Annotated in this window: 16 protein-coding genes and 1 tRNA gene; 11 read left to right on the top strand and 6 right to left on the bottom strand. The window is 67.0% G+C overall.

The features are described from left to right. Positions 1-3 precede the first annotated feature (3 nt). From F4Y45_07140 to F4Y45_07150, 3 genes are read left to right on the top strand one after another with little or no spacing between them, the layout of a single operon-like run. A complete protein-coding gene (locus F4Y45_07140; protein MXY24282.1) occupies positions 4-1,413 on the top strand; it encodes a sodium:solute symporter family protein in 1,410 nt (469 codons plus the stop codon). Further along, positions 1,410-2,738, top strand: a complete 1,329-nt coding sequence (locus tag F4Y45_07145) for a radical SAM protein (protein MXY24283.1) — start codon at positions 1,410-1,412, stop codon at positions 2,736-2,738. Before F4Y45_07140 ends, F4Y45_07145 begins: the two co-directional genes overlap by 4 nt. Positions 2,739-2,781: 43 nt before the next feature. Further along, positions 2,782-4,086: an ATP-grasp domain-containing protein gene (locus F4Y45_07150; protein ID MXY24284.1), complete on the top strand. Its 1,305-nt coding sequence runs from the start codon at positions 2,782-2,784 to the stop codon at positions 4,084-4,086. A 59-nt stretch (positions 4,087-4,145) separates the two neighbouring features. Here the strand turns inward: F4Y45_07150 and F4Y45_07155 are convergent, their stop codons facing one another. Both F4Y45_07155 and F4Y45_07160 read right to left on the bottom strand, forming a co-directional pair. Continuing rightward, positions 4,146-4,427 carry an oxidative damage protection protein gene (locus F4Y45_07155; protein ID MXY24285.1) on the bottom strand — a complete coding sequence of 94 codons (282 nt, stop codon included), beginning with the start codon at positions 4,425-4,427 and terminating at the stop codon, positions 4,146-4,148. 53 nt (positions 4,428-4,480) lie between these two features. Next, a complete protein-coding gene (locus F4Y45_07160; protein MXY24286.1) occupies positions 4,481-6,592 on the bottom strand; it encodes a molybdopterin-dependent oxidoreductase in 2,112 nt (703 codons plus the stop codon). A 45-nt stretch (positions 6,593-6,637) separates the two neighbouring features. Here F4Y45_07160 and F4Y45_07165 point away from each other — a divergent pair, with 45 nt between their 5' ends. From F4Y45_07165 to F4Y45_07180, 4 genes are all read left to right on the top strand, one after another. After that, on the top strand, positions 6,638-7,657 hold the full coding sequence (locus tag F4Y45_07165; GenBank protein MXY24287.1) for a TOBE domain-containing protein: 1,020 nt from the start codon (positions 6,638-6,640) through the stop codon (positions 7,655-7,657). 9 nt (positions 7,658-7,666) lie between these two features. Continuing rightward, a complete protein-coding gene (locus F4Y45_07170; protein MXY24288.1) occupies positions 7,667-8,791 on the top strand; it encodes a DUF3810 domain-containing protein in 1,125 nt (374 codons plus the stop codon). A gap of 92 nt (positions 8,792-8,883) precedes the next feature. After that, positions 8,884-8,960 (top strand) — tRNA-Arg (locus tag F4Y45_07175). Positions 8,961-9,226: 266 nt separating this feature from the next. Continuing rightward, the gene (locus F4Y45_07180) at positions 9,227-12,772 is read left to right on the top strand and encodes a carboxypeptidase regulatory-like domain-containing protein (protein ID MXY24289.1); all 3,546 of its coding nucleotides are present in this window, start codon (positions 9,227-9,229) and stop codon (positions 12,770-12,772) included. Between the two features lie 86 nt (positions 12,773-12,858). On the opposite strand, the gene F4Y45_07185 is transcribed toward F4Y45_07180, so the two are convergent. The 3 genes from F4Y45_07185 to F4Y45_07195 form a co-directional block, all read right to left on the bottom strand. Next, positions 12,859-14,136: an ammonium transporter gene (locus F4Y45_07185; protein MXY24290.1), complete on the bottom strand. Its 1,278-nt coding sequence runs from the start codon at positions 14,134-14,136 to the stop codon at positions 12,859-12,861. A gap of 129 nt (positions 14,137-14,265) precedes the next feature. Then, complete coding sequence (locus F4Y45_07190) at positions 14,266-15,816, bottom strand: hypothetical protein (protein ID MXY24291.1); 1,551 nt, start codon at positions 15,814-15,816, stop codon at positions 14,266-14,268. 1 nt (position 15,817) lies between these two features. After that, complete coding sequence (locus F4Y45_07195; protein ID MXY24292.1) at positions 15,818-17,008, bottom strand: hypothetical protein; 1,191 nt, start codon at positions 17,006-17,008, stop codon at positions 15,818-15,820. Positions 17,009-17,143: 135 nt separating this feature from the next. Here F4Y45_07195 and F4Y45_07200 point away from each other — a divergent pair, with 135 nt between their 5' ends. Beyond that, a complete protein-coding gene (locus tag F4Y45_07200) occupies positions 17,144-17,605 on the top strand; it encodes a hypothetical protein (protein MXY24293.1) in 462 nt (153 codons plus the stop codon). Positions 17,606-17,651: 46 nt separating this feature from the next. Here the strand turns inward: F4Y45_07200 and F4Y45_07205 are convergent, their stop codons facing one another. Beyond that, entirely contained in the window at positions 17,652-17,837 is a 186-nt protein-coding gene (locus F4Y45_07205) for a hypothetical protein (protein MXY24294.1), read from the bottom strand. 301 nt (positions 17,838-18,138) lie between these two features. On the opposite strand from F4Y45_07205, the gene ilvD reads away from it, so the two are divergent. The 3 genes from ilvD to ilvN all read left to right on the top strand — a co-directional run bounded on the left by ilvD (position 18,139) and on the right by ilvN (position 22,188). Further along, positions 18,139-19,806 carry a dihydroxy-acid dehydratase gene (gene ilvD, locus F4Y45_07210; GenBank protein ID MXY24295.1) on the top strand — a complete coding sequence of 556 codons (1,668 nt, stop codon included), beginning with the start codon at positions 18,139-18,141 and terminating at the stop codon, positions 19,804-19,806. Positions 19,807-19,869: 63 nt separating this feature from the next. Next, a complete protein-coding gene (gene ilvB / locus F4Y45_07215; protein ID MXY24296.1) occupies positions 19,870-21,591 on the top strand; it encodes a biosynthetic-type acetolactate synthase large subunit in 1,722 nt (573 codons plus the stop codon). A gap of 18 nt (positions 21,592-21,609) precedes the next feature. After that, on the top strand, positions 21,610-22,188 hold the full coding sequence (ilvN, locus tag F4Y45_07220) for an acetolactate synthase small subunit (GenBank protein MXY24297.1): 579 nt from the start codon (positions 21,610-21,612) through the stop codon (positions 22,186-22,188). The last annotated feature ends 29 nt before the right edge of the window (positions 22,189-22,217 follow it).

Consider the following 22,217-nt stretch of genomic DNA (forward strand, 5'->3'; position numbering starts at 1 on the left):
TGTGTGGGCGCCCCCCGCCCCCCCGCGCGGCGCCCCCCCCCCCCCCCCCCGCCGCGCGGGGCGCCGCGCCGCCCGCCCCCCCCCCCCCCCCCCCGCGTCCTGGTTTTCACGCTGCTCGCGACCTGGATCGGATCGGGCAGCCTGTTCGGGGGCGCCGGCCTGGGGTACCGCTCCGGTTTCTCCGCGCTCTGGCAGTCAGCCGGTGCCTGGGTGGGGATCGCGCTCGTCTACTTCATTGCGCCGCGGGTGCGCCGAATCGCGCAGTACACGGTTCCCGACATCCTGGAATTGCGCTATGGCTGGGCCGCGCGCGTGCTCGGGACTATTACCACGGTCTTTGCCTACGGCACGATTGCCGCGTATCAGTTCCGCGGCGGCGGGCGGTTGCTGGAGCTGGTCGCCGGCATCGATCCCGGGACCGGGGCGCTGGCGACCGCCATTTTCTGCATCGTTTTCACTTCGCTCGCGGGAATGCTCTCGATCGCCTACATCGACGTCGGCAACGGCCTCGTGATGACGATCGCGGTCACGCTCGGCGTGGCTTTCCTGGTAAATGATGCGGGCGGGCTGGGCGCCTCGATTGCGCGGCTCGAGCCGCATCAGGTCTCGTTGTTCGGGGACATCGGCCCCCAGGCGGCGTTTGCGCTCTTTCTTCCCACAATGTTCCTGCTACTCGGCGAAGCGAACATGTATCAGAAGTTCTTTTCGGCCCGCGACGAGCGGGCCGCGCGGCTGGCGGTCGTCGGCTGGATCGCCGGCACGATTGTCGTCGAGACGCTGATCGACTCGACCGGCATCTTTGGTTCGCTGCGGATTGCCGGCCTGGACACCGCCGCGTCGGAAGCGATCGTGATCCAGGTCGCGACCGACGTGCTACCGCCCGCGCTCGGCGTCCTGCTGGTCTGCGGCGCCGCGGCGATTGTGGTTTCTACGGCAAACAGCTTCCTGCTAACGCCGTCGACGAACCTGATCCGCGACGTCTATCAACGCTTCATCAACCCGGCCGTCACCGACCGGCAGGTAGTGGTCTACACCCGACTGATCGTCGTCGCGGTGGGAGCGCTCGGCTACTACGTGGGCAACTTCTTCCCGAGCATCCTGGCCATGGCGCTTTGGGCTTACACGATGTACGGCGCGGGTATCACGCCGGCACTGCTGGGCGCGCTGCTATGGAAGCGGGCGACCCGGGCCGGAGGTGTCGCGTCCATCCTGGCCGGCATGTCAACGACGCTGGTCTGGGAGATCATCGGTCTCGTGCGCGCCGTCGATGGCGAGCCGGCTTATCTCTTCGGCTGGCAGACCGCCTATCCGGCGCTCGCTCTGTCCATCGCGACGTTGATCGTGGTCAGCCTGCTGACGCCACCGCCGACGCGGGCCGAAGTTGAATTGTCCGCCGCGCCGGTTTCCTCATGAACGTCACGTTGATCGCGACGTACGAACTGGGCCGGCAGCCGTTTGGCCTGGCCTCGCCCGCCGCGTGGCTGCGCCGGGCCGGGCACGACGTTACCTGTCTCGACCTGTCGCGCCAGCCGTTCGCCGCCGCCGATGTTGCTCGCGCGCATCTCGTGGCATTTCATCTGCCGATGCACACCGCGACCCGTCTCGCGTCGCCGGTGATTCAGCACGTCAGGCGTATCAATCCGGACGCCTCGCTGTGCGCCTACGGGTTGTATGCGCCACTCAACGCACCCCATCTCCGGTCGCTTGGTATCCGCCACACTCTGGGAGGCGAGTTCGAAGCGGATCTCGTGCGCATCGCGGACGACGCGACTACGGATTTGCGCGGCGAGACGGACCTGCCGCGCCTCGACCTGATCACGCCATGGCGCGACAACCTGCCGCCGCTCGAGCGCTACGCCGCGCTGCAGCGTGGAGGCGCGCGCCACGTAACCGGCTACACGGAGGCGAGCCGGGGTTGCCGGCATCTCTGCCGTCACTGTCCGGTCGTGCCGGTCTACGGCGGGCGATTCCGGATCGTTCCGCCGGATGTCGTGGTGGCCGACGTCGAGACCCAGGCGGCGCGGGGTGCGAAGCACATTACGTTTGGCGACCCGGATTTCTTCAATGGCATCGGCCACGCGATGCGGGTTGTCGAGATGGTGGCAGACCGCTGTCCGGGCATCACCTACGACGTCACGGTCAAGGTGGAGCATCTGATCACGCACGCGAGTCGATTGCCGAGGCTCCGCGCGACCGGTTGCCTCTTCGTGACCAGTGCGGTGGAGTCGTTCGACGACGTTGTGCTCGCGCGACTCCGGAAGGGGCATACGCGGTGCGACGTGGAGCGTGCCGTGGGGCTCTGCAGAGATGCTGGTCTGACGCTCGCTCCGACGTTCATCGCGTTCACTCCCTGGACGACGCTGGAGACCTATCGCGACCTCCTGGTGGAGATCGACCGCCTCGATCTCGTGGACCAGGTAGCGCCGATACAGTTGGCCCTCCGCCTGCTCGTGACGGCCGGTTCCGGCCTGCTCGAACTGGACGACATGCGACGGCGGGTCGGCAGCTTCGACGAGGCGAGGCTGGTCTATCCGTGGAGGCATGACGACCCGGCGGTGGACCGGCTCGCGGACGACGTAGCGACCATCGTGGGACGGCGCCTGACCGCGGACCGGAACTCCGTCTACGAAGAAATCCGTGCTCGGGTGGATGCCGAATGCGGATTGCCGCCCCATCGGCCTGCGCCTGCCCGCCAGCGGGCGGAAACGCCCTATCTGAACGAGCCGTGGTACTGCTGAGCGGAGCCCGCCCCCGAGCAGGTTGCTCTGGTCTGACCTTCTCATGACGGCCGCCCGCCCGCGTCTGCTGGTGGTCTCCGCGACCACCGGCTATCAGTTTCGGTCGTTCCGGACGGCGGCTGATCGACTGGGCGTTGACCTGGTGTTCGCAACGGACCGGTGCCATCAGCTCGACGACCCCTGGCGCGACGGTGCCGTGCCGATCCGGTTCCACGACGAGGAGGTCGCCGTCCGTGCGATCGTGGCATCGGCCGCGGCTGTGCCGCTCGACGGTGTGGTAGCCGTGGGTGATCGGCCGGCGACAATCGCGGCGCTGGCGGCCGAGGCACTCGGCCTGCCCGGGCATCCGGTCTGCGCCGTTCGCGATGCGACCCACAAGCTGCGAAGTCGCGTTCGCCTGCGCGATGCGGGTCTGGCGGTTCCGGAATTCCGGGCGCTGCCCGTTGCGGCGGACGAGGCGGCGCTGCTCGACGGTGCGCGGTTCCCCTGTGTAGTCAAGCCGATGGCGCTCGCCGCGAGCCGCGGGGTCATGCGGGCCGACACTCCGCGGCAACTCGCTGCCGCCGCGGCGCGCCTGCGCCGCCTGCTGGAAACGCCGTCGGTGCGGGCGCAACGCGATTCGGCCAACGAGGCAATACTCATCGAGACGTTCGTCCCGGGCCGCGAGGTGGCCCTCGAAGGCGTGCTGACGGACGGCGCCCTAAGGACCTTCGCCATCTTCGACAAGCCTGATCCGCTAGACGGCCCGTTCTTCGAGGAGACGATCTACGTCACGCCCGATACGCTCCCGCCCGGGCCCCGCGGCGACTTGATCGCAGAGGTCGAGCGGGCGGTGCATGCCCTCGGTCTCGCGCACGGCCCCGTCCATGCCGAGGCGCGCATCGACGGCGATAGGATTGTCGTGCTCGAGGTGGCGCCACGCCCCATCGGTGGCCGTTGCGCACGAGTCCTGCGGTTCGACCCGGCGGCTGGCCGGGATGGTGCCGGGGATTGGACGTCGTTGGAGGAGGTCCTGGTGCGTCATGCACTCGGGGAGTCGGTTGACGGCTGGCGCGTGAATCGAGGGTCTTCCGCCGTGATGATGATTCCGGTGCCCGGCGCCGGCATCTGTCGCGGGGTCACCGGCCTGGATGCGGCGCGGGCGGTTCCCGGCGTCGACGAAGTCGCGATCACCGTAAAGCCGGGCGAGCGGCTCGTTCCGTGGCCGGAGGGGTCAAGCTATCCTGGCTTCATCTTCGCGCGAGGCAAAGACCGGGCGGCGGTGATGGAGGCGGTTCGCACCGCACACCGTCACTTGAGGTTCGACATTGCAACGGAACTGCCGGTCGGGCCGGATGGGCGCCGATAACGGAGACCTGGCGGGCGGGTACGGGCGGGGACGCGGCCGCTCCGCAAACCCGACGTGTTCTATTGCTTGGCCTGGGGAGGGACGTACTCGGGAGGCAGGGCCGAGCCCTCGCCGAAGAAGAAATCCTCCATCTGCTCGGCGACCAGCTTCTGGGCTTCCTTCTGCCATGGCATCAGCCGGTACTCGTTGAGGATCATCTTCATCCGCTCTTCCCAGAGCTTCCACGCCTCCGCGGAGACGTTCTCGTAGATTCGCTTTCCGAGGTCTCCGGGCCACGGCGGCTCTTCGAGCCCCGGCAAATCCCTCTGCAACTTCACGCACTTGACGGTGCGGCCAGCCATCTGTCCTGTTCCCTTCCAGTCACCACGGACTCGCAGCAGCCCGTATATGACTGCTAGTGTAGTCCCTTCGGTGTCGACGCGGTCTCGGTCCAGATCGCGATACTCTCCGCGCCTAGCGCCGCTGTTACGATGCGTGTGACTTCCACGCGCGCATCGTTGAAGCAGGCCCCGTCGCCGATGTCGGTCAGATCATCCGGCGCGAGGGCGTTGGCGGTCGATCCGTTCAGCGTGCATCGCCGCCAGAGCCCCTTGGGCAGACAGACGACTCCGGGCTTCATGTCCGCGTCGACAAGAGCCATGCAGTGGACCTCCCCGCGAGCGTTGAAGACGCGGACTGCGTCGTCGGTCGACACGTCGCGCCGCTCGGCGTCGTATGGGTGGATGCGAAGTCGCGCGGTCCGGGTTTCCAGTTCGCCGAGCGTCGAGTTGACCGTTCTGGCAGTGGCGGGCGAGACCAGCGCGAGGGGGAACCGGCCGGTGTCGTCCGCGTCCCCTGCGGGTTCCGGACGGTAGCGGTAGAGGCCAAGCGGCGCCTTGCGGTCCAGTTCATCCGGAACGAGATCGACCTTTCCGTCCGAGGTCCTCGGGTGGACATCGATGAACTGCACCGGCGCTCGCGGCGCGCCGCCGCGGGTTATGCCTGATTCCAGGAGCGCCTCGCCCGCGTTGTCCCGAAGCGCGCCGGCGACATGCAGCAGCTCGCCGGTGTCGGCCGGCATCCGCTCGGGCATATCGAGTCCGAGCCGCGTTGCCAGGTCGCCGAATACCTCGACGTTGGGCCGAGCCTCTTCGACCGGTTCTACCACCGGCTGCACCATTTGCACGTTGCCGTGGCCGTAGCTGAGGGCCAAGTCGTACTGTTCGAGAAACGTCGTGGCGGGGAGGACGATGTCAGCCCAGCGCGCGGTGTCGGTCATCACCTGATCGAAGACCACCGTGTAGAGATCCTCGCGTGCGAGGCCGGCCAGCACGCGGTTCTGATCCGGCATCGTCGCGAGCGGGTTGCAGTTGTAGACGAAGAGCATCTTGACCGGCGGGTCCGTATAGTCGGTCAGCGCACGGCCGAGGTGGTTCATGTTGACGAGGCGCGTTGGCGGTTCGGGGACGCCGATCCAGTCTTCTTCGGAGAGAGGTATCGCGCGGGAGCTGCTGAGCGAGAAGCCGCCGCCCCGGACCCCGAACTTGCCGCCGACGGCAGGCAGCGAAAGCACCGCCATCGCCGCGTTGCCCCCGTTTCGGTTGCGCTCCAGCCCCCAGCCGCAGCGTATCAGGGCGGGTGAAGTCTCCGCGTAGAGCTCGGCCACCCGTTCGAGTTGCTCCGGATCGACGTCGGCCACTGCTGCCGCCCTTTCGAACGTCCACTCGGCGGCGCGCCGCCGCAGTTCGTCCGCACCGTGCGTCCGCCCTTCGAGAAATGTGTCGTCGGCGTAGCCGTACTCGAAGAGGAACCGGTGGATGGCAAGCGCGACGACGACGTCGGTACCGGGGCGGACAGCAAGATGAACGTCCGCTTGGCGGGCGAGCGGCGTTCGACGCGGATCGATGACGACGAGGGCGGCACCCTCCCGTCGCGCAGCGCGGACGTGAGGCACAAGGTGGAACCCGGTGGCGGACGGGTTCGCTCCCCAGATGATGATCAGCCTGGCATGCCGGTAGTCTTCATAGGCCACGCCAGGCATTCGACCGTAGAGGGCCGCCGATGCCGCGGTGGTGGGGGCCGAGCAGACATTGCGTGCGAGGCGCGATGTTCCAAATGCCCGAAACAGCCGCGCGTCGGCCGTGTCCTGCGACAGGAGCCCGTTCGATCCGCCGTAGGAGATCGGGAGAATCGCTTCGCCGCCGAACTCCTTCCGAATGGCCTGCATCCGTTCGGCGATCTCGTCGATGGCCCGCGCCCATCCGATGCGCTCGAAGTCCGCCTTGCCGCGTGCGCCTCGGCGCCGGCCGGGAGAGTGCAGGCGGTCGTCGCCGTAAACTCGCTGATCGAAGTCACGCACCTTGCGGCAGATGAAGCCGGAAGTGGCGGCGTGGCGGGGGGAATGGTCGATCCGCGTGATGCGTCCGCGTTCCACGGATACGGCTAGGCTGCACGTGTCGGGGCAATCGAGAGGGCAGGCGGTGTCGACGGTCGCTCGTCCCCATCTGAGTGGCGGCTCGGCCGACATCGCGAGAGTGTACCATGGGGTGCGGGACGGTCATCGCGCGGGTCTATGCATCTCTTTCTGGATCAGATCACGTGCCGGAACGAGGGATCGGACCGGCCGGTGATCGACGGCGTCTCGCTCTGCGTGCGTTCCGGGGACGTGGTTTCCGTTGTCGCGCATCCGCCGCTCGCCGCGTCGGCCCTGCTTCGCTTCATTGTCCGATCCAGTGTGCGCGACGGCGTACTGATCGGATCGGACGGAACGGTGGCTACCGGCGAGAACGAGCCGGTCAATCGCCGCGACTGGCGGTTCATGGAGCCGTCGGTTCCGCCCCGCTGGACAACGGAATCGTGGCGCGGCGTCGATCTTCAGCGGTTCGCTTTCCCGAGCCGGGCGAACGGCGAGTCGCCCGACCTGCTGCTTGTCGACGATCTCGCGGAACTCCCCGCGTTCGCCGAGACCAGTACGCGGCGGGCGTTCGTTCAAGACCTGCATGCCTTGCATCCGGTGCCCCGCCGCCGGACCATCCTGTACGCGACGCGCGACACGGACGACGCGCTGGCGGTTGCCGACCGGGTGGCGGTCATGCAGTCGGGCCGGCTGGTTCAGTTCGGGACGCCGGCGGAGGTGTACGACGCGCCGGAGACCGAGTTCGTCGCGGAGCTCTTCGGCCAGCCGCCGATCAATCTCTTTCCCGCCATCCTCGAGAAGGACGGCCAGGCTCTCAACCTCCGCAATCAGTCGGTCGCGCTCGGCGGGCGGATTGCGGAAGAGTTCTGCCGTGACGTTACCGGTGGCGTGCGGCCGCAACACGTGCGACTCTCGCGCGAGGGAGGTGGCCTGCGCGGCCGGATCGTTTCCGTAGAACCGGTCAGCAACGCGGACGGCGGAGCGGCAGGCAACACGCTTGTCGCGGTGGATGTGGAGGGATTCCGGCTGCGTGCGCTCGTTCCGGCGACGAGCGATGGCGGATCCGCCGCGGCATGGGAGGTCGACGACCGGGTGGTGGTCCGGATCCGCCCCGAGCACTATGTCGTCTTCGATGACCGCGGCGTCCGGCTGGATCAGGTGCCGCGCCGGAGTTGACAGGCGCGGATGGAGGGAACACGACGTGTGGCCGCGCTGCAGTCCCTGCGGAACCGCTTCGCACGCGCCGCGCCCGGGTCACGCGCCACGATGTTCCTGATTGCGGCCGCCGCGTTCGCCTCGCTGACGCCGACGCCTTCCGCCTGGGTGGAACGGCTCTATTCGACCGGAACCTATCTCCTGGGCCAGCAGGTGGTGACACGGCTTTCCAGCCTTGTCGGCTTCGCGTTGCTCGACCTGCTCGCGGCCATCCTGGCGGTCACGCTTGCCGTGTGGTGGTGGAAGTCCATCCGGCGGGCGCCGCCCGGCTGGCGAGCCTGCGGGGCGGCTGCGCTGCACACGGCGTTCCGGACCCTGGGAGTGGCGGCGGCCATCTATCTGATTTTCCTCACCCTGTGGGGTCTCAACTATCGACGCGAGCCGCTCACGGCGAAGCTCGACTACGAGTCTGCGCGGATCACGTCGGCCGCGCTCGCGACGCTATCCGGCGAGGCGGTTTCCCGTCTCAACCGGCTGCATGGGGAAGCCGCGGCGGTGGGAGACTGGCCGGCGTTCGACGAGATTCCGGCGTGGCTCGGCCCGGCGTTTGATGTTGTCCAGCGACAACTCGGGCTGACACCGCCGGCGGTGCCGGGTCGACCGAAGCCGACCCTGTTCGCTTCCTACTTCCGGAACGCCGGCGTCGACGCCATGATGAATCCGTGGGGGCTGGAGGTGCTGGTGAACGACGCGGTGTTGCCCTACGAACGTCCCTTCCTCGTGGCGCACGAGTGGTCGCACCTCGCCGGTTACGCGAACGAGGCGGAAGCGAGTTTCGTCGGACTGCTGGTTTGCCTGGCCGGTGATGCACGGAGCCGGTACAGCGCGTGGCTATACCTGACGCCCCGCCTCGTGCAACACCTGCCGCAGAATACGCAGGCCGAGATCTGGGCCGGCCTCGACGATGTTCCGCGTGCCCATCTGCGCGCCATTGCCGCGCGGTTCACGCGCGAAACAACACCTATCGTGCAGCGGAGCGCCAGCGTCGTGTACGACCGCTTCCTGCGTGCCAACCGAGTGGATGCGGGCGTAGCGAGTTACGGCCTGGTAGTGGATCTGGTGCTGGGAACCGCAGGCACCGATACGTGGCAATAGCGGGCCGGCCATGACAGGTCGTCGTGCCGGTGCGGCGCGGGGCCTCAGCGCGGTCCGCAGCCCGCCCGCATGAGTGTATCGTGGTTCGGTGCGCGCCCGTAGCTCAGCCGGATAGAGCATCGGTCTTCTAAACCGAGGGTCGCAGGTTCGAATCCTGCCGGGCGCGCCACTCTCAACCGGGGATGCATTCCGGGCACATGGGTTACGGTCGAATGCCGGTCACGGGGCCACTTCCACACCCGGCGGTGGTGTTGACAAATCCCGTTGAAGTGATACAAGAGATGCTCTAGTCGGGAGTTCGACCGATCCGGTGACGGATTTCGGGCTGAACTATCGTCGAGCTCGTTCGCGTGTCGCGTCGGAGAGGGCGTCGGCCGTATCGAGCGATCCTGCGTCGGTGCGGCGGGTTTGACCCGTTCTCGAGAGGAGGCACCGATGAGAGCCACGTGGGCAGTCTTGCTCACAGCCCTGCTCGTCCTGAGCTTTGGGCCAAGCGCAAACGCGCAGACAACTACCGGCGGCTTTTCCGGCAACGTCGTCGACGATGCCGGCCTGGTCCTGCCGGGCGTGACGGTCACTCTCCTGCAGGAGGAGACCGCCGCGGTCAGAAGTACGGTGACCAACGAGGTCGGCGTCTTCAACTTCGCGGCGGTCCAGCCGGGACCGTACACCGTCCGGGTGGAGTTGCCCGGATTCTCGACGTACGAGCTCACCGGAGCCCAGCTGGCGACCAACCAGCAGTACAACGTGGGCACGGTGGAACTGTCGATCGCCGCCTTGGAGGAGACCGTACAGGTCACCGCGCAACGGATCGTCGAGACCATCAGCTCGGACCGTTCGGCGCTGATCACCGAGGAGACTATCGACGCGATCACGGTTCGCGGGCGTGACGTCACCTCGATGCTCCGGATTCTCCCCGGTGTCGGCTACCAGCCCGACCCCGATGCGATCGGCGAGATCGTTATCGGCTCGTGGCTGCCGAACGTTGGTGGCACGCGCCAGGGCTGGAGCACCGTCACCATCGACGGGATCCCCGGCAACGACATCGGCCTGCCGGAGGTCTCCAGTCATTCGATGAACCCGGACGCGGTCGGTCAGGTGAACGTGCAGCTCACGAATTTCACGGCCGATACGGGACGGAACGGCGGCGCCCAGATCAACCTCGTCACGAAGGCGGGGACGAACAACTTCAGCGGCAGCGCCTATACGTACGGACGGAGCGAGCAGTTCCGGGCCGACAACTACTTCGACAAGCAGGCGGGGATCCCCAAGCCGGAGTACCGGTACTGGACGCTGGGCGCCAACGCGGGCGGGCCCATCGTGCAGGACAAGATGTTCATCTTCTACAGCTACGAGCAGTGGGGGGTCAGAACGCCACAGAGCCTTGCACAGATCACGGTGCCGAGCCTGGCGGAACGGATGGGCGACTTCTCCCAGAGTTTCGATCAGTCGGGGAACCTGATCCCGGTGGTCGACCCGATGACCGGCATGCCATTCCCCGGCAATGTCGTCCCGGGGGATCGGATCAACTCGCACGGCCAGGCGCTGCTGAATTGGTACCCGAACCCCAACGTCTCGGAGCAGTCGAACTACAACTACCAGTTCCAGGGCCAGCAGCGGGCTCCCCGGATCAACAACGTCACGCGCGTGGATCTTCGGCCGACGACGAACGACTCGATCTATGCCCGCTTCTCCCACTGGTTGCAGCCGACCAGCTCCTGGCGGGGCAACTGGGAGATGCTGGAGCGGACGTTCACCTACAACGACTACGCCATCTCCGTGAACTACACGCGCGTCATTGGCGACAACATGGTGAACGAGTTCAACTTCGGCTGGCGCCACTCGTCGGAGCACAATCCGTGGGCCAGCTCGTTCGATATCAACCGTAACCGGCGCATCGATTCCGCTACCAACTTCCCCGGCGACGACGGCCGCGACAACGGGGGCGACGGATCCAATACAGCCGGCACGGTCCCGTACACGCTTGCGCAGTGGTACCCGAACAACAACCTGTACGGGATCATCCCGGCGATGTCGTTCGGCGCGCCGATTCCCAATGCGGCCAACGTGAGCTGGGACTCGCGCTTCATCAACTACGGCAATGACGACCTGTTCAACTTCTACAACGGGTTGTCGTGGACCACGGGGCGCCACAACTTCAAGGCCGGCATCTACGTCGAGCACCTGACGAACATCGAAGGCAAGGGCGCCAGCGCGCTGGCCGGTATCTACGACTTCAACCGCGACCCGGCGAACCCGTTCGACACCGGTCATCCGTATGCGAACGCCCTGATCGGGTCGTTCCGGTCCTACCAGGAGAACACGGCCCGGCTGGGGCAGCGGGCCAGCCAGTGGATCGGCAACGTGTTCATTCAGGACAAGTGGCAGCCGACCGACCGGCTGACGCTGGACATCGGCATGCGCTTCAGCAAGTACACGGTGTTCGAGCAGGCGAACCCCTCGGCATCGTTCCTGCCGTCGCGCTTCGACCACAGCAATCCGGCGCAGCTCTACATGCCGACCATGGTGAACGGGGTTCGGATGGCGATGAACCCGAACGATCCGACCGACATCCAGCCCGAGGTCGTCATCGGCGCGCTGGCGCCGGGCTCTCCTGCCGACAACGGCATGGTGCGGCACACGGACTCGGAGGTTCCGGCCCCGTTCCAGAATCTGCCGGCGCTCCTCTTCGAGCCCCGGGTCGGGTTCGCCTATGACGTGTTCGGCGATGGCCGCACGGCGGTCCGGGCGAACTTCGGCGTCTTCCACAACACCCAGCAGGCGGGTGCGCTCAGTTGGCGGCAGGCGCTCAATCCGCCGCTCGTGGCCACGCCGCAGGTCTGGTACAACACGATGAACAACTGGGGGTCCATCCGGGAGGGCGTGCTCGCCGGAACGGGTGGCATCGTCTACCCGACGGGGACCGTGTACGGCGTCGTCACCGACCACCAGGCGCCGACGCTGTACAGCTTCACCGCCGGTGTTCAGACCGAGATCGGCTTCCAGACGGTGCTCGACATCGCCTACGTCGGGACCCGCGGCCGGAACCTACCGCAGCTCTGGGACGAGAATACCGTCCCCCGCGGGGCCCGGTTCCTCCCGGCGAACCAGGACCAGACGACCGGCCGTCCGCTGCCTGACAACTTCTTCCGCCCGTACCCCGGCTACGCCAGCATCATCATGACCGAGAACGCCGGCAAGTCGGAGTACAACGCGCTGCAGACGCAGGTCAACCGGCGCTTCACGGGGGGGCTGGAGTTCTCGGTGTCCTATACGCTGTCGCAGTCGAAGGACTACACGTCGGCCGACATCCTGTACGGCGCGCGGTCACGCGTGCCGAAGTACGAGGATCTGGACGCCTGGTCGTGGGGTCTGTCCGACTTCGACCGGACGCACCTGCTGACGATCAACTACACGTGGGATCTGCCCGATTCCGGCGGTGGCGCCGGATGGCTACTTGACGACTGGGTGCTCTCGGGGATCACGCAGTTCGTGAGCGGCGCCCCGGCGACGGTCTCTTTCAGCACGACGGACAACCAGGATATCCTGGGCGGCGGCGACCTGTTGCGCCGGTCCAGCAACCCAGACGGACTGGGGAGCGTCGGCCTGGTGGTGCCCGCCAACATCGACCGGAGCTGCGACGTGTCGGCTGGCGGCGGCACGATCGACCGTTGGTTCAACACTTCCTGCTTCAGTCGCCCCGCACTGGGCGAGGTGGGTAACGTGCGTAAGGACGACCTGCGCCTGCCTGGCTTCTATGACACCGGCATCCGGCTCGGAAAGCGGATCGCGGTAGGCGACTCGCAGTTCTTCGAGGTCGGCTGGGAGATCTACAACGTGTTCAACCAGGTGCAGTTCCTCAGAGTCGATCTGGACGCGCAGTTCGACGAGATGGGAAACCAGGTGGACGAGCGGTTCGGGCAGGTCATTTCCGCCCGGCCGCCGCGGACGATGGTCTTCTCGGCTCGTTACTCCTGGTAGCGGTCGCTGCCGCTGCCAGCCGCAACGGGACGGATTGGCTCGTAACGGCGGGGTGGGGTGCGTCGTCCCACCCCGCCGTTTTCTTTCTAGTCGTCCTGTTCCGGCATGAGCACGAATTCGGGGTAGGCGTCGATGCCGAGTTCGGCGACATCCTGCCCCATCTTCTCGACCTCATGGGTTACCCGAACCCCTATCGTCTTTTCCAGGGCGAACCATGTCACGAGTGACGTGACGAACGCGAACAGAGCGATCGAGAGCAGGCCGAGCAGTTGGACACCGAGACTGGCGCCTGCCGCAATGGCGGTTGCGAGGGTGCCCCACGCACCGGCGAAGAGGTGGGCGGGAACCGCTCCGACCACGTCATCGACCTTGAGCTTCTCCAGCAGCTTGATGGCTGACGTGCAGATGATCGCGCCGATCGCGCCGATCACGATGGCCCAGGAGTGGCTGGTGATGTCGGGTCCCGCGGTAATGGAAACCAGCCCTGCAATGGCGCCGTTGAGGCCGGCCAGCAGATCGACGCGCCCGAGGATGGGGCGTGAAACCGCGATGGCCGCGATGACGCCGGCCGCTCCGGCGAGATTCGTGTTGACGAGCACGTGACTCATCGCTACGACGTCGGCTGCGCTGCCCAGGGCGAGTTGCGACCCGCCGTTGAAGCCGAACCATCCGAACCAGAGGATGAACACCCCGAGTGTGACCACCGGTACGTTGGACGGGGGAGTGTTGGTGACGCTGCCGTCAGCGAGGAACTTGTTGTAGCGCGGACCGACGACGAGAGCGCCGGCCAATGCGGCCGCGCCTCCCGTGCCGTGCACGATGGTGGAGCCCGCAAAGTCCTGGAACCCCATGGCGTCGAGCCACCCGCCGCCCCACGTCCACGCGCCGACTATCGGGTAGATGAATGCCGTCAGCACCAGCGTGAAGACGAAGAATGACCACAGCTTGACCCGTTCGGCCAGTGCGCCGGAGACGATGGACGCCGCCGTGGCCACGAAGACCATCTGGAAAAACCAGTCCGACATGACGGCGTAGTCGGTGGCGATCACTGCTTCCCGCGCGCCCTCGGCGCCTTCCAGGAGCGCCAGTTCGTCTGACGACGGTCCGCGGAACAGGCTGAACGACCCGACTACGCTGCCCACGTCGACGTACATCAGGTTGTAGCCGATGACGTAGTAGGCGATTCCGGCGACGGAATACAGACCGATGTTCTTGAGGCAGATGACCGAGGCGTTCTTCGTGCGGACGGAGCCGGATTCGAGCATCGTGAATCCGGCCGCCATCCACATCACCAAGGCTCCCCAGAGCAGGAACGAGAAGGTGTTGAAAATGAACTGAAGCTCGCCGCTCGGCAACTCGGTCATGTCTCACCTCCGTGTCTGGCCATACTATTCGAGCATGGTGACCATTACCAGAAGAGATTGATTAGGCGCCAAGTGCGGCGGAAGCGGTGCGGTTCACGCGCGAACGCCGCCTTGCGGGCGGTCGGAGCGTCAGCTTTCTTCGACCACGAGATCGAAGGCGGCCGTCTCGACGGCCGCTCCAATCTTCACCTGGACGACGATGCGGTAGCTGCCGGGTTCCGGAAAGACGAACGGAAACGTCACCGAACCGGCGGTCGGGGAAGTCCGGTCCATCGCTCCGGCGTGCCCGCGTCCGGCCGGCAAGTCCTCGCCCCCTCGCGCGTTTTCCGCCTCCACGAAACGCTGCTGGGCCGTCAGGTTGATGCTGCCGGACGGATGCAGATGGACGAACAGCGATCCGTCGTCGCGAACTACCGCCGCATGACTCAGCATGCCCATGTACGGCTCGAGCGGCGACGGCGTTCCGTCAGTCTCGGTCACCGAGAAACGCAGGGTGGTTTCTTCATCGGCACTGGGAGTGGGCTCGCGTTCCCAGTGGACGACCCGGCCGCTCGAGAGCGCGTAGCGCGAGGCTTCGGACTCGCCGTGGGGCAGCAGCTTGGCCCACGAATCGTCCGGGTCCGGCGCCGGGACGTCGGATGGAACCGCGCCGCCCACCGTGGTACCGGGTGGCGTTGCCGGGGAAGGCGGCAGCGTCACGCTGTCGACCAGGGTGGGGGCGAAGCCGCTCTCGTGCACGATATCGGCGTAGATGCGGTACTCGCCGTCTGGCAGCGGCGGAAGCGCCACGCGGAACGTGTCGGAACTGACTCGAACCGGGTGCACGTGTGCGAACGCGGACAGGTCGTCCGCCCGCACCACGAACATGTGCATCAGCTTGCCGTGATCCGGCAGGAGTCCGGCGCCGGGTTCGCTCTCGCGCGCGCTCCATGCCGGGTCGTCGATGGTCAACGTCAGGAGGAGCCGACCCTCCGTGGCCTCCACGTCCGTCGTCGTGCTCCACGGCCGGTAGATCCGGTTCCGGTACGCGGCGTCTATCGCGTCCCACCAGATCCAGCCGCCCCCCAGCACGCCGACGAGTGGAAGCGTGAACAGGGCCATCGCGATGCGTCCGTGCCAGCGGCGCCTGGCGTCCGGTACGAGACCCGGTTCCAGAACGCTCTCGCGGACCGCGGCGCCGATGATGGTCACGGCGCCGACGAACAGAAACAGCCCCGCCGCAGCCAGTCCGAAGCCGATGGCCGGGTTCATCGGGAGCAGCCGCTCGGCGACCGCCAGCACTGGCACGAAGACGGTTCCTTCGCCCCCGGCGCCCGCCACCGTCACCTCGATGCTGTAGGAGCCTGCCGTCATGAGCCACAACTCGGCGCTGTAGAGTCCGGTTTCGCCCGGGACCGGATCCGCGATGTCGGGGGGCGGCGCACCATCGAGTCCGAGGTCCGATCGGAGCGGGCGGACCGACACGCGATCGACGCTCTCACCACTCAGAATGCGGACCGATGCCTGCGCGAGACCGGGAATCACCCCCGGTGTTCGCACGATCACACGTACGCCGTACGGACCGGCGGCGCCGTCGAAATAGGCGTTGGAAGTTCCGACATGTGAGGCGACAGTGGCGGTGGCGGCGGCGATCAGCCCCGCTGCAAGCAGGGGTGCGACGAGCGTCCGCGACTGGCTCAAGCTACCTCCGGACCCGCGCCATCCAGTTGCCCCAGACGAGGCCGGCTACGGCCGAGACCGCGGCGATCAGCCCGGTCCAACCCGCCGCTCCCGCCGTCATCGGCGCTCCCCAGAACTCGTACTGGAAGGGGCCCGGTGCGACGTCGAAGCCGAACTGATCGGCGGCGAAGAAGAAGTTCCGGGCCGGCTCGGTGAGAAGAAACGACGCGAACGGCCACTGGACGACGGTGAGAGCGAGCATGGCCGCGACGCCCGCGACAACCGCAATCAGCGCCTGGCGAATGCGTCCTGCGCCAGCCGGAATCCGATTGACGACGATGTCGATGGCCAGTGCCGGCACGACCAGAAGGAGGGGAAACGCCGGCGGCACCATGTGGTCCACCTGCCTGAGGATCGGCGCCAGCATCGGTTGCGCCGGAAAGAGCTGCAGGATCCAGATCATCAGGAGCGTCACTCCCATGTAGACGCCGGCCGCGCCGGTGGCGCCCCAGCGCGACAGCGCGCCCCGTGCGACGGCGACCAGCAGGCAGGGGAAAACGGCGGCGCTCGCGTAGAAGAACGGCGGCGAGTGGTGAGCGTTCGGCATCATGAGGTACTCGGTGAACAGCGTCGCCACCATGAGGATCTGGAGTCCGCCTGCATAGAGGAACAGCAATTGCAGCATGCGGTCCGTCGCCGAGGCGCCGTTCTGCCGCGCGAGCGCCATCAGCATCGCGCCGACGCCGATTCCGTAGATCCCGAGGGCGAGCACGACGTGGGGCGGGCTCAGGATCTCCACGTCGAGACCGTACGCGTTATGCCACCAATCGTCGAACGGGGCCGAGACGATCATCGCCAGCGATCCCCAGATGCAGACCCAGGCGCCCAACGGCCCGCGGAATCCCCAGAACCTCACGCCGGAGGCCTCCTCGGCGCTCGGATCGCGGCCGAAGGTGGCGCGGATTACGATCCATCCGCATGACAGGCCGGCGACGATGCCGCCGAGATAGATCGCCAGGTGGGCCGGTGTCCAGAACGTGTCCCGGCCTATGGTGCGGTGCCACGAGATGTCCCAGATGCCTCCCACGATGACGCTCGTGGACGCGAATGCAACCGCCCAGAGCGGCCACATGACGGCCGACGCGGTGGACGCGGCCCGCGGCATGACGGTAAGGCCGGCGGGGACGGCGGTTGCCGGTACGGCCGGTGCCATGTACCCAGCCTATCGCTACGACAGCGGGAATGCGAGGGCGGGCGCCCGCGTGCCCCGGTGGGCGCGTTGCGGGCTCGTCGGAAGTTCCGCCGGCGCGGAACTTCCCGCCGCCGCGCAGAGTATTCTGGCTGCTGGATGAAGAGCTTCCTTGCTATCTGCGGCGCCGCCGCCTGCCTCGTTCCTCTTGCCGCGCACGCCCAGGGCGTCGGCTTCCAGGCGGGTGCGGCGATCGATCCCGGGCAAATCTATGTCGGCTCGCACGTCGAGTTTCCAGTCGGTTCGAATCAGTTCGTCATTCGACCGGCGATTGACGGTGGTTTCGGCGGCGGCTGGCGGACCGCGGCGATCCGGGGCGATTTCATCTACCGGGTGAACGTCGGCGCATCGGGATGGCGCATTCGACAGGGGCTCGGGCCGACCGTGAACATCGCACGCTCCGAGGATCTCGACATCACCGACGTCAGTACCAATTGGAACTATGTGATGGGCGTCGACAACGAGAACGGCTTCTTCATGGAGTTCAGAGGCGGGCGGGCGCAGGGAGCACGGGCGCCACTTCTCTGGATCGGCGTCGGAATCACGATTCGTCCCGAGTGAGGAGACGGGCGAACGGGGAAACGGCCGGTGAGGAGCCGTCGAGCGATCAGGAGCGGTCGAGCCACTCGACGAAACGGTCGGGCTCCTCGACGATCATGACGCGCACCACCCGTTGATGCTCGTGCATCAGCGCCTTGGCGGCTTCTCGCGCTTCGTCGACCGAGGGGTACTTCGCCCAGGCCGCGGCCAGATTCACGGCACCGCCCCGGACGGTCGTAACCAGCTTGAACATCGAGCCGGGATCATACACCACGGGCCCTCGCGAGCCGCGGCGGGCGTCCGTCGCAAGCTCCGGGCTTCACGACTTGACGCTCGGGCGCCGCGGAAGGGTAGAATGCACTGATCGGCGGGATTGCTCCCGCCGGCAGGCAGCCATGATTACCTGGTGGGAACGGCTTGTTGTCGTCATCGTTCGCGTGGCCGGTGCGATTGCGCCGGCCGCAACGGGATGATGTCCTGATCCAAACCCACCGCAACCCGGAAAGGCCATCATCCAACAACGGGTGATGGCCTTTTTGCTGTAGAGAGAAGATATGGCGAGCGAGCGACGCAGCGCGGCGATTACGGACGGCCCGAGTCGGGCGCCGGCCCGCGCGATGCTGAAGGCGGTCGGTTTTACGGATGCCGATCTCGCGCGGCCCATTATCGGGGTTGCCAATACGTGGATCGAGATCGGTCCGTGCAACTACCACCTGCGCGACCTGGCCGCGCAGGTCAAGGAAGGGATCCGCGCCGCGGGTGGCACCCCGATGGAGTTCAACACGGTCTCCATCTCCGACGGGATCACGATGGGAAGCGAGGGAATGAAGACCTCGCTCGTGAGCCGCGAGGTGGTGGCCGACTCGATCGAGCTGGTTGCGCGCGGCAACCTGTTCGACGGCATCGTCATCCTCGTCGGCTGCGACAAGACGATTCCGGGCGGCGTGATGGCGCTGGTCCGGCTCGACATACCGGGGCTCGTGCTCTACGGCGGGTCGATTGCGCCGGGTCGGTACGACGGTCATGACGTCACGATTCAGGATGTCTTCGAGGCGGTCGGTGCGCACGCGGCGGGTCGGATGACCGACGCCCAGCTCTGCGCGCTCGAGGATGTCGCCTGCCCCGGACCAGGTGCGTGCGGCGGGCAGTTCACGGCGAACACGATGTCGACGGTCTGCGAGTTGCTAGGGGTCTCGCCGATGAGCGCGAATGGCGTGCCGGCGATGGTGGCGGAGAAGGCCGACGCGTCGCGCCGGGCGGGCGAGCTGGTGATGGAGCTGGTGGCGAAGAACCTGCGCCCGCGGCGGATCGTGACGCGCGAGGCGCTCGACAACGCGATCTCCGCCGTCGCCGCGACGGGCGGATCTACCAACGCCGTGCTGCATTTGTTGGCGATAGCCCACGAGGCGGGGGTCGACCTCCGGATCGAGGACTTCGACCGGGTGAGCGAGCGGACGCCGCTGCTGGCGGACCTCAAGCCGGGCGGACGCTTCGTGGCGACGGACCTCTACCGCGCCGGCGGCATCGGCCTGGTGGCAAAACGGTTACAGGAGGCCGGCCTGCTTCATGAGGACTCCCTCACGGTTACCGGTCAGACGATCGGCGACGTCGCGCGGGCCGCGATGGAAACCGAGGACCAGGAGGTGGTCCGCCCGGTCGCCGATCCGATAACACCTACGGGGGGCCTGGTGATCCTCAAGGGCAACCTCGCGCCCGAGGGCTGCGTGGTGAAGGTGGCGGGACACGAGCCGCAGACTCACCGCGGTCCGGCCCGGGTGTTCGACAGTGAGGAAGCGGCGTTCGAAGCGGTAGGGGCGGGTCTTATTCGGCCGGGCGACGTAGTGGTGATTCGGTACGAGGGCCCCAAAGGGGGGCCGGGGATGCGCGAGATGCTCGGGGTGACGGCGGCCATCGTCGGCGCGGGCCTGGGCGAGTCGGTGGCGCTGTTGACTGACGGACGGTTCTCGGGCGCGACACGCGGGATGATGGCCGGACACGTCGCGCCGGAAGCGGCGGCCGGTGGTCCGATCGCCGTGGTGCGGGAAGGGGACGCGATCCTGTTCGACGAGCGGAACCGGACCCTGCGGCTCGAGATAGACGACTCGGAGCTCGAATCGCGGCTCGCGGCCTGGCAGCCGCCCGAGCCTCGTTTCCGGAGTGGTGTGATGGCGAAGTACGCGCGGCTGGTTTCCTCGGCCGCCACCGGCGCGGTGACGAACTGACGGGGCATAAGTCTGAAAATGGAACGGATGCGGGACGAACGGACGATGAGATAGAGGCATGACATGTCTTCGATGAGAACCGGCGCGCAGATCATCTGGGAGGCCCTGGTGCGTGAAGGCGTTTCCACGGTCTTCGGCTACCCGGGCGGGGCGATCCTCCCTGCCTACGACGCGATGCTGGAGTACCCGATCCGCCACGTCCTCGTGCGGCATGAGCAGGGGGCGACCCACATGGCGGATGGCTATGCCCGGGCGAGCGGCGACGTGGGTGTGGCGATTGCCACCTCCGGCCCGGGCGCCACCAACATGGTTACCGGGATCGCGACCGCGATGCTCGACTCGTCGCCCGTCCTCTGCATCACCGGCCAGGTGGGAAGCCGCCTGATCGGCTCCGACGCGTTCCAGGAGACCGACGTCACCGGCGTTACGTTGCCGATCACGAAGCACAACTACCTGGTGTCGCATGTTGACGAGATCGCCCCCGTGATCCACGAGGCCATGTATGTCGCCCGGTCGGGCCGTCCGGGCCCGGTGCTGGTCGACATCACGAAGGACGCGCAGCAGGCGTCGACGGAGCTTCAGTTCGGGCCCGATGACGTCAAGCTCCCCGGGTACCGGCCTAACCTGCGGGCGTCGGAAGCGGAGTTCCAGAAGGCGGCCGACCTGGTGAACCGGGCGAAGCGGCCGGTGATCCTGGCCGGCCACGGGGTGCTCCTCTCCGGCGCGATGGAGCAGGTGCGCGAGCTCGCCGAGCGGGCGAACATACCGATCGCCATGACGTTGCTCGGCATCGGGGGAGTCCCGGCGCTCCATCCGCTCAACATGGGAATGATGGGCATGCACGGCGAGGCGTGGGTGAACGCTGCCATCCAGGAGGCGGACCTGCTGCTCGCGCTCGGCATGCGCTTCGACGACCGGGTGACCGGCAACGTCCGGACCTACGCGCCGAACGCGCGCAAGGTGCACGTCGACATCGATCCGGCCGAATTCCACAAGAATGTCCAGGTGGACGTCGCGCTGGCGGGCGACCTTGCCGCGGTGCTGGACGACCTCGCCCCGATGATTGAGGCGAACGACCATGCCGCCTGGCTGGAGACGATTGGGGAAATGAAGGGAGATGTAGCGGTCCGCGACATCCAGAATCTGCCCGACAGCGGACATCTGTACGCCGCGCACGTCATCAACGACATCTGGAGGATGACCGACGGCAAGGCCATTGTCGTCACCGACGTTGGCCAGCACCAGATGTGGGAGGCGCAGTACTACCACCACAACGAGCCGCGAACGCTCATCACCTCCGGCGGCCTCGGGACGATGGGGTTCGCGCTGCCAGCGGCGGTCGGCGCCAAGCTTGCCAAGCCTGATGCGGAAGTTTGGGTGGTGGCGGGCGACGGCGGCTTCCAGATGACGATGGCCGAACTCGCGACCATCGCGCAGGAGCGCATAAAGATCAATGTCGCGGTAATCAACAACGGCTACCTCGGAATGGTGCGGCAGTGGCAGGAGTTCTTCTACGAGCGTCGTTACGCGGCGACGCCGCTGCTGAGCCCCGACTTCGCGAAGCTGGCCGAGTGCTTCGGCCTGGGCGGCGGCACCGTCAGGACACGCGGCGAGGTGGAGCCGGCGGTAGAGCAGGCGCGCGCCGACGAGCGGACGGTGGTGATCGACTTCCAGGTGGAGCAGGAGGACACCGTCTACCCGATGGTGCCGGCCGGCGCCGACCTCCACAACATGATTCGCCGGCCCAGCCCGGCGCCGATCGTCGAGACGGCGGACGACGAGTAGCGGGAGGCAGGGAAGACGATGGCCGCAGACCCACGCCACACGTTCGTCGTCTACGTCGAGGACAAGCCGGGAGTGCTGAACCGGGTCGCCTCGCTCTTCCGGCGGCGCGCGTTCAACATCGAGTCGCTCACAGTCGGTCACACCGAGGTGCCTGAGGTCTCGCGGATGACTATTGTCGTCCGGACCGACGTCGGGGGCGCACGCCGCCTGGAGGCGAATCTCTACAAGCTGGTCAACGTGCTGCGGGTGCATGACGTCACGGCGGACCCCGTGATATTCCGCGAACTGGCGATGGTGAAGGTGCGCGCCACCGCCGAGACGCGGACGCACGTGATGCAGCTTGCCGACGCCTTCCGCGCGCGCCTCGTGGACGTGGCCCCGGACGCGGTCGTGATCGAAGCCACCGGCACCGAGGAGAAGATCGACGGACTGCTGGAGGTGTTGCGTCCCTACGGCATCCTGGAGATCGTCCGGACCGGCCGGGTGGCGATGCGGCGCGGCGCACACAGCGTCATGATCGACCCGGCCGATCTGCCGTCGCGGCGGCCGCCGTCCCTGCGCGAGACGGACGACTCCAACGTCTCCTACTCGGTATAGACTGTCGCGTTCGCGCGCCCGTTCCGGGC

The sequence above is a fragment of the Acidobacteriota bacterium genome (genome assembly GCA_009838525.1).
Taxonomy (GTDB): Bacteria; Acidobacteriota; Vicinamibacteria; order Vicinamibacterales; family UBA8438; genus VXRJ01.

What these genes read in the sequence shown, in the direction of transcription:
- ilvD (MXY24295.1), top strand. Translation starts at nt 18,139, where the DNA reads ATGGCGAGCGAGCGACGCAGCGCGGCGATTACGGACGGCCCGAGTCGG.
- F4Y45_07195 (MXY24292.1), bottom strand. Translation starts at nt 17,008, where the DNA reads ATGGCACCGGCCGTACCGGCAACCGCCGTCCCCGCCGGCCTTACCGTC.
- F4Y45_07155 (MXY24285.1), bottom strand. Translation starts at nt 4,427, where the DNA reads ATGGCTGGCCGCACCGTCAAGTGCGTGAAGTTGCAGAGGGATTTGCCG.
- F4Y45_07200 (MXY24293.1), top strand. Translation starts at nt 17,144, where the DNA reads ATGAAGAGCTTCCTTGCTATCTGCGGCGCCGCCGCCTGCCTCGTTCCT.
- F4Y45_07150 (MXY24284.1), top strand. Translation starts at nt 2,782, where the DNA reads ATGACGGCCGCCCGCCCGCGTCTGCTGGTGGTCTCCGCGACCACCGGC.
- ilvB (MXY24296.1), top strand. Translation starts at nt 19,870, where the DNA reads ATGTCTTCGATGAGAACCGGCGCGCAGATCATCTGGGAGGCCCTGGTG.
- F4Y45_07185 (MXY24290.1), bottom strand. Translation starts at nt 14,136, where the DNA reads ATGACCGAGTTGCCGAGCGGCGAGCTTCAGTTCATTTTCAACACCTTC.
- ilvN (MXY24297.1), top strand. Translation starts at nt 21,610, where the DNA reads ATGGCCGCAGACCCACGCCACACGTTCGTCGTCTACGTCGAGGACAAG.
- F4Y45_07170 (MXY24288.1), top strand. Translation starts at nt 7,667, where the DNA reads ATGGAGGGAACACGACGTGTGGCCGCGCTGCAGTCCCTGCGGAACCGC.
- F4Y45_07160 (MXY24286.1), bottom strand. Translation starts at nt 6,592, where the DNA reads ATGTCGGCCGAGCCGCCACTCAGATGGGGACGAGCGACCGTCGACACC.
- F4Y45_07180 (MXY24289.1), top strand. Translation starts at nt 9,227, where the DNA reads ATGAGAGCCACGTGGGCAGTCTTGCTCACAGCCCTGCTCGTCCTGAGC.
- F4Y45_07205 (MXY24294.1), bottom strand. Translation starts at nt 17,837, where the DNA reads ATGTTCAAGCTGGTTACGACCGTCCGGGGCGGTGCCGTGAATCTGGCC.
- F4Y45_07165 (MXY24287.1), top strand. Translation starts at nt 6,638, where the DNA reads ATGCATCTCTTTCTGGATCAGATCACGTGCCGGAACGAGGGATCGGAC.
- F4Y45_07145 (MXY24283.1), top strand. Translation starts at nt 1,410, where the DNA reads ATGAACGTCACGTTGATCGCGACGTACGAACTGGGCCGGCAGCCGTTT.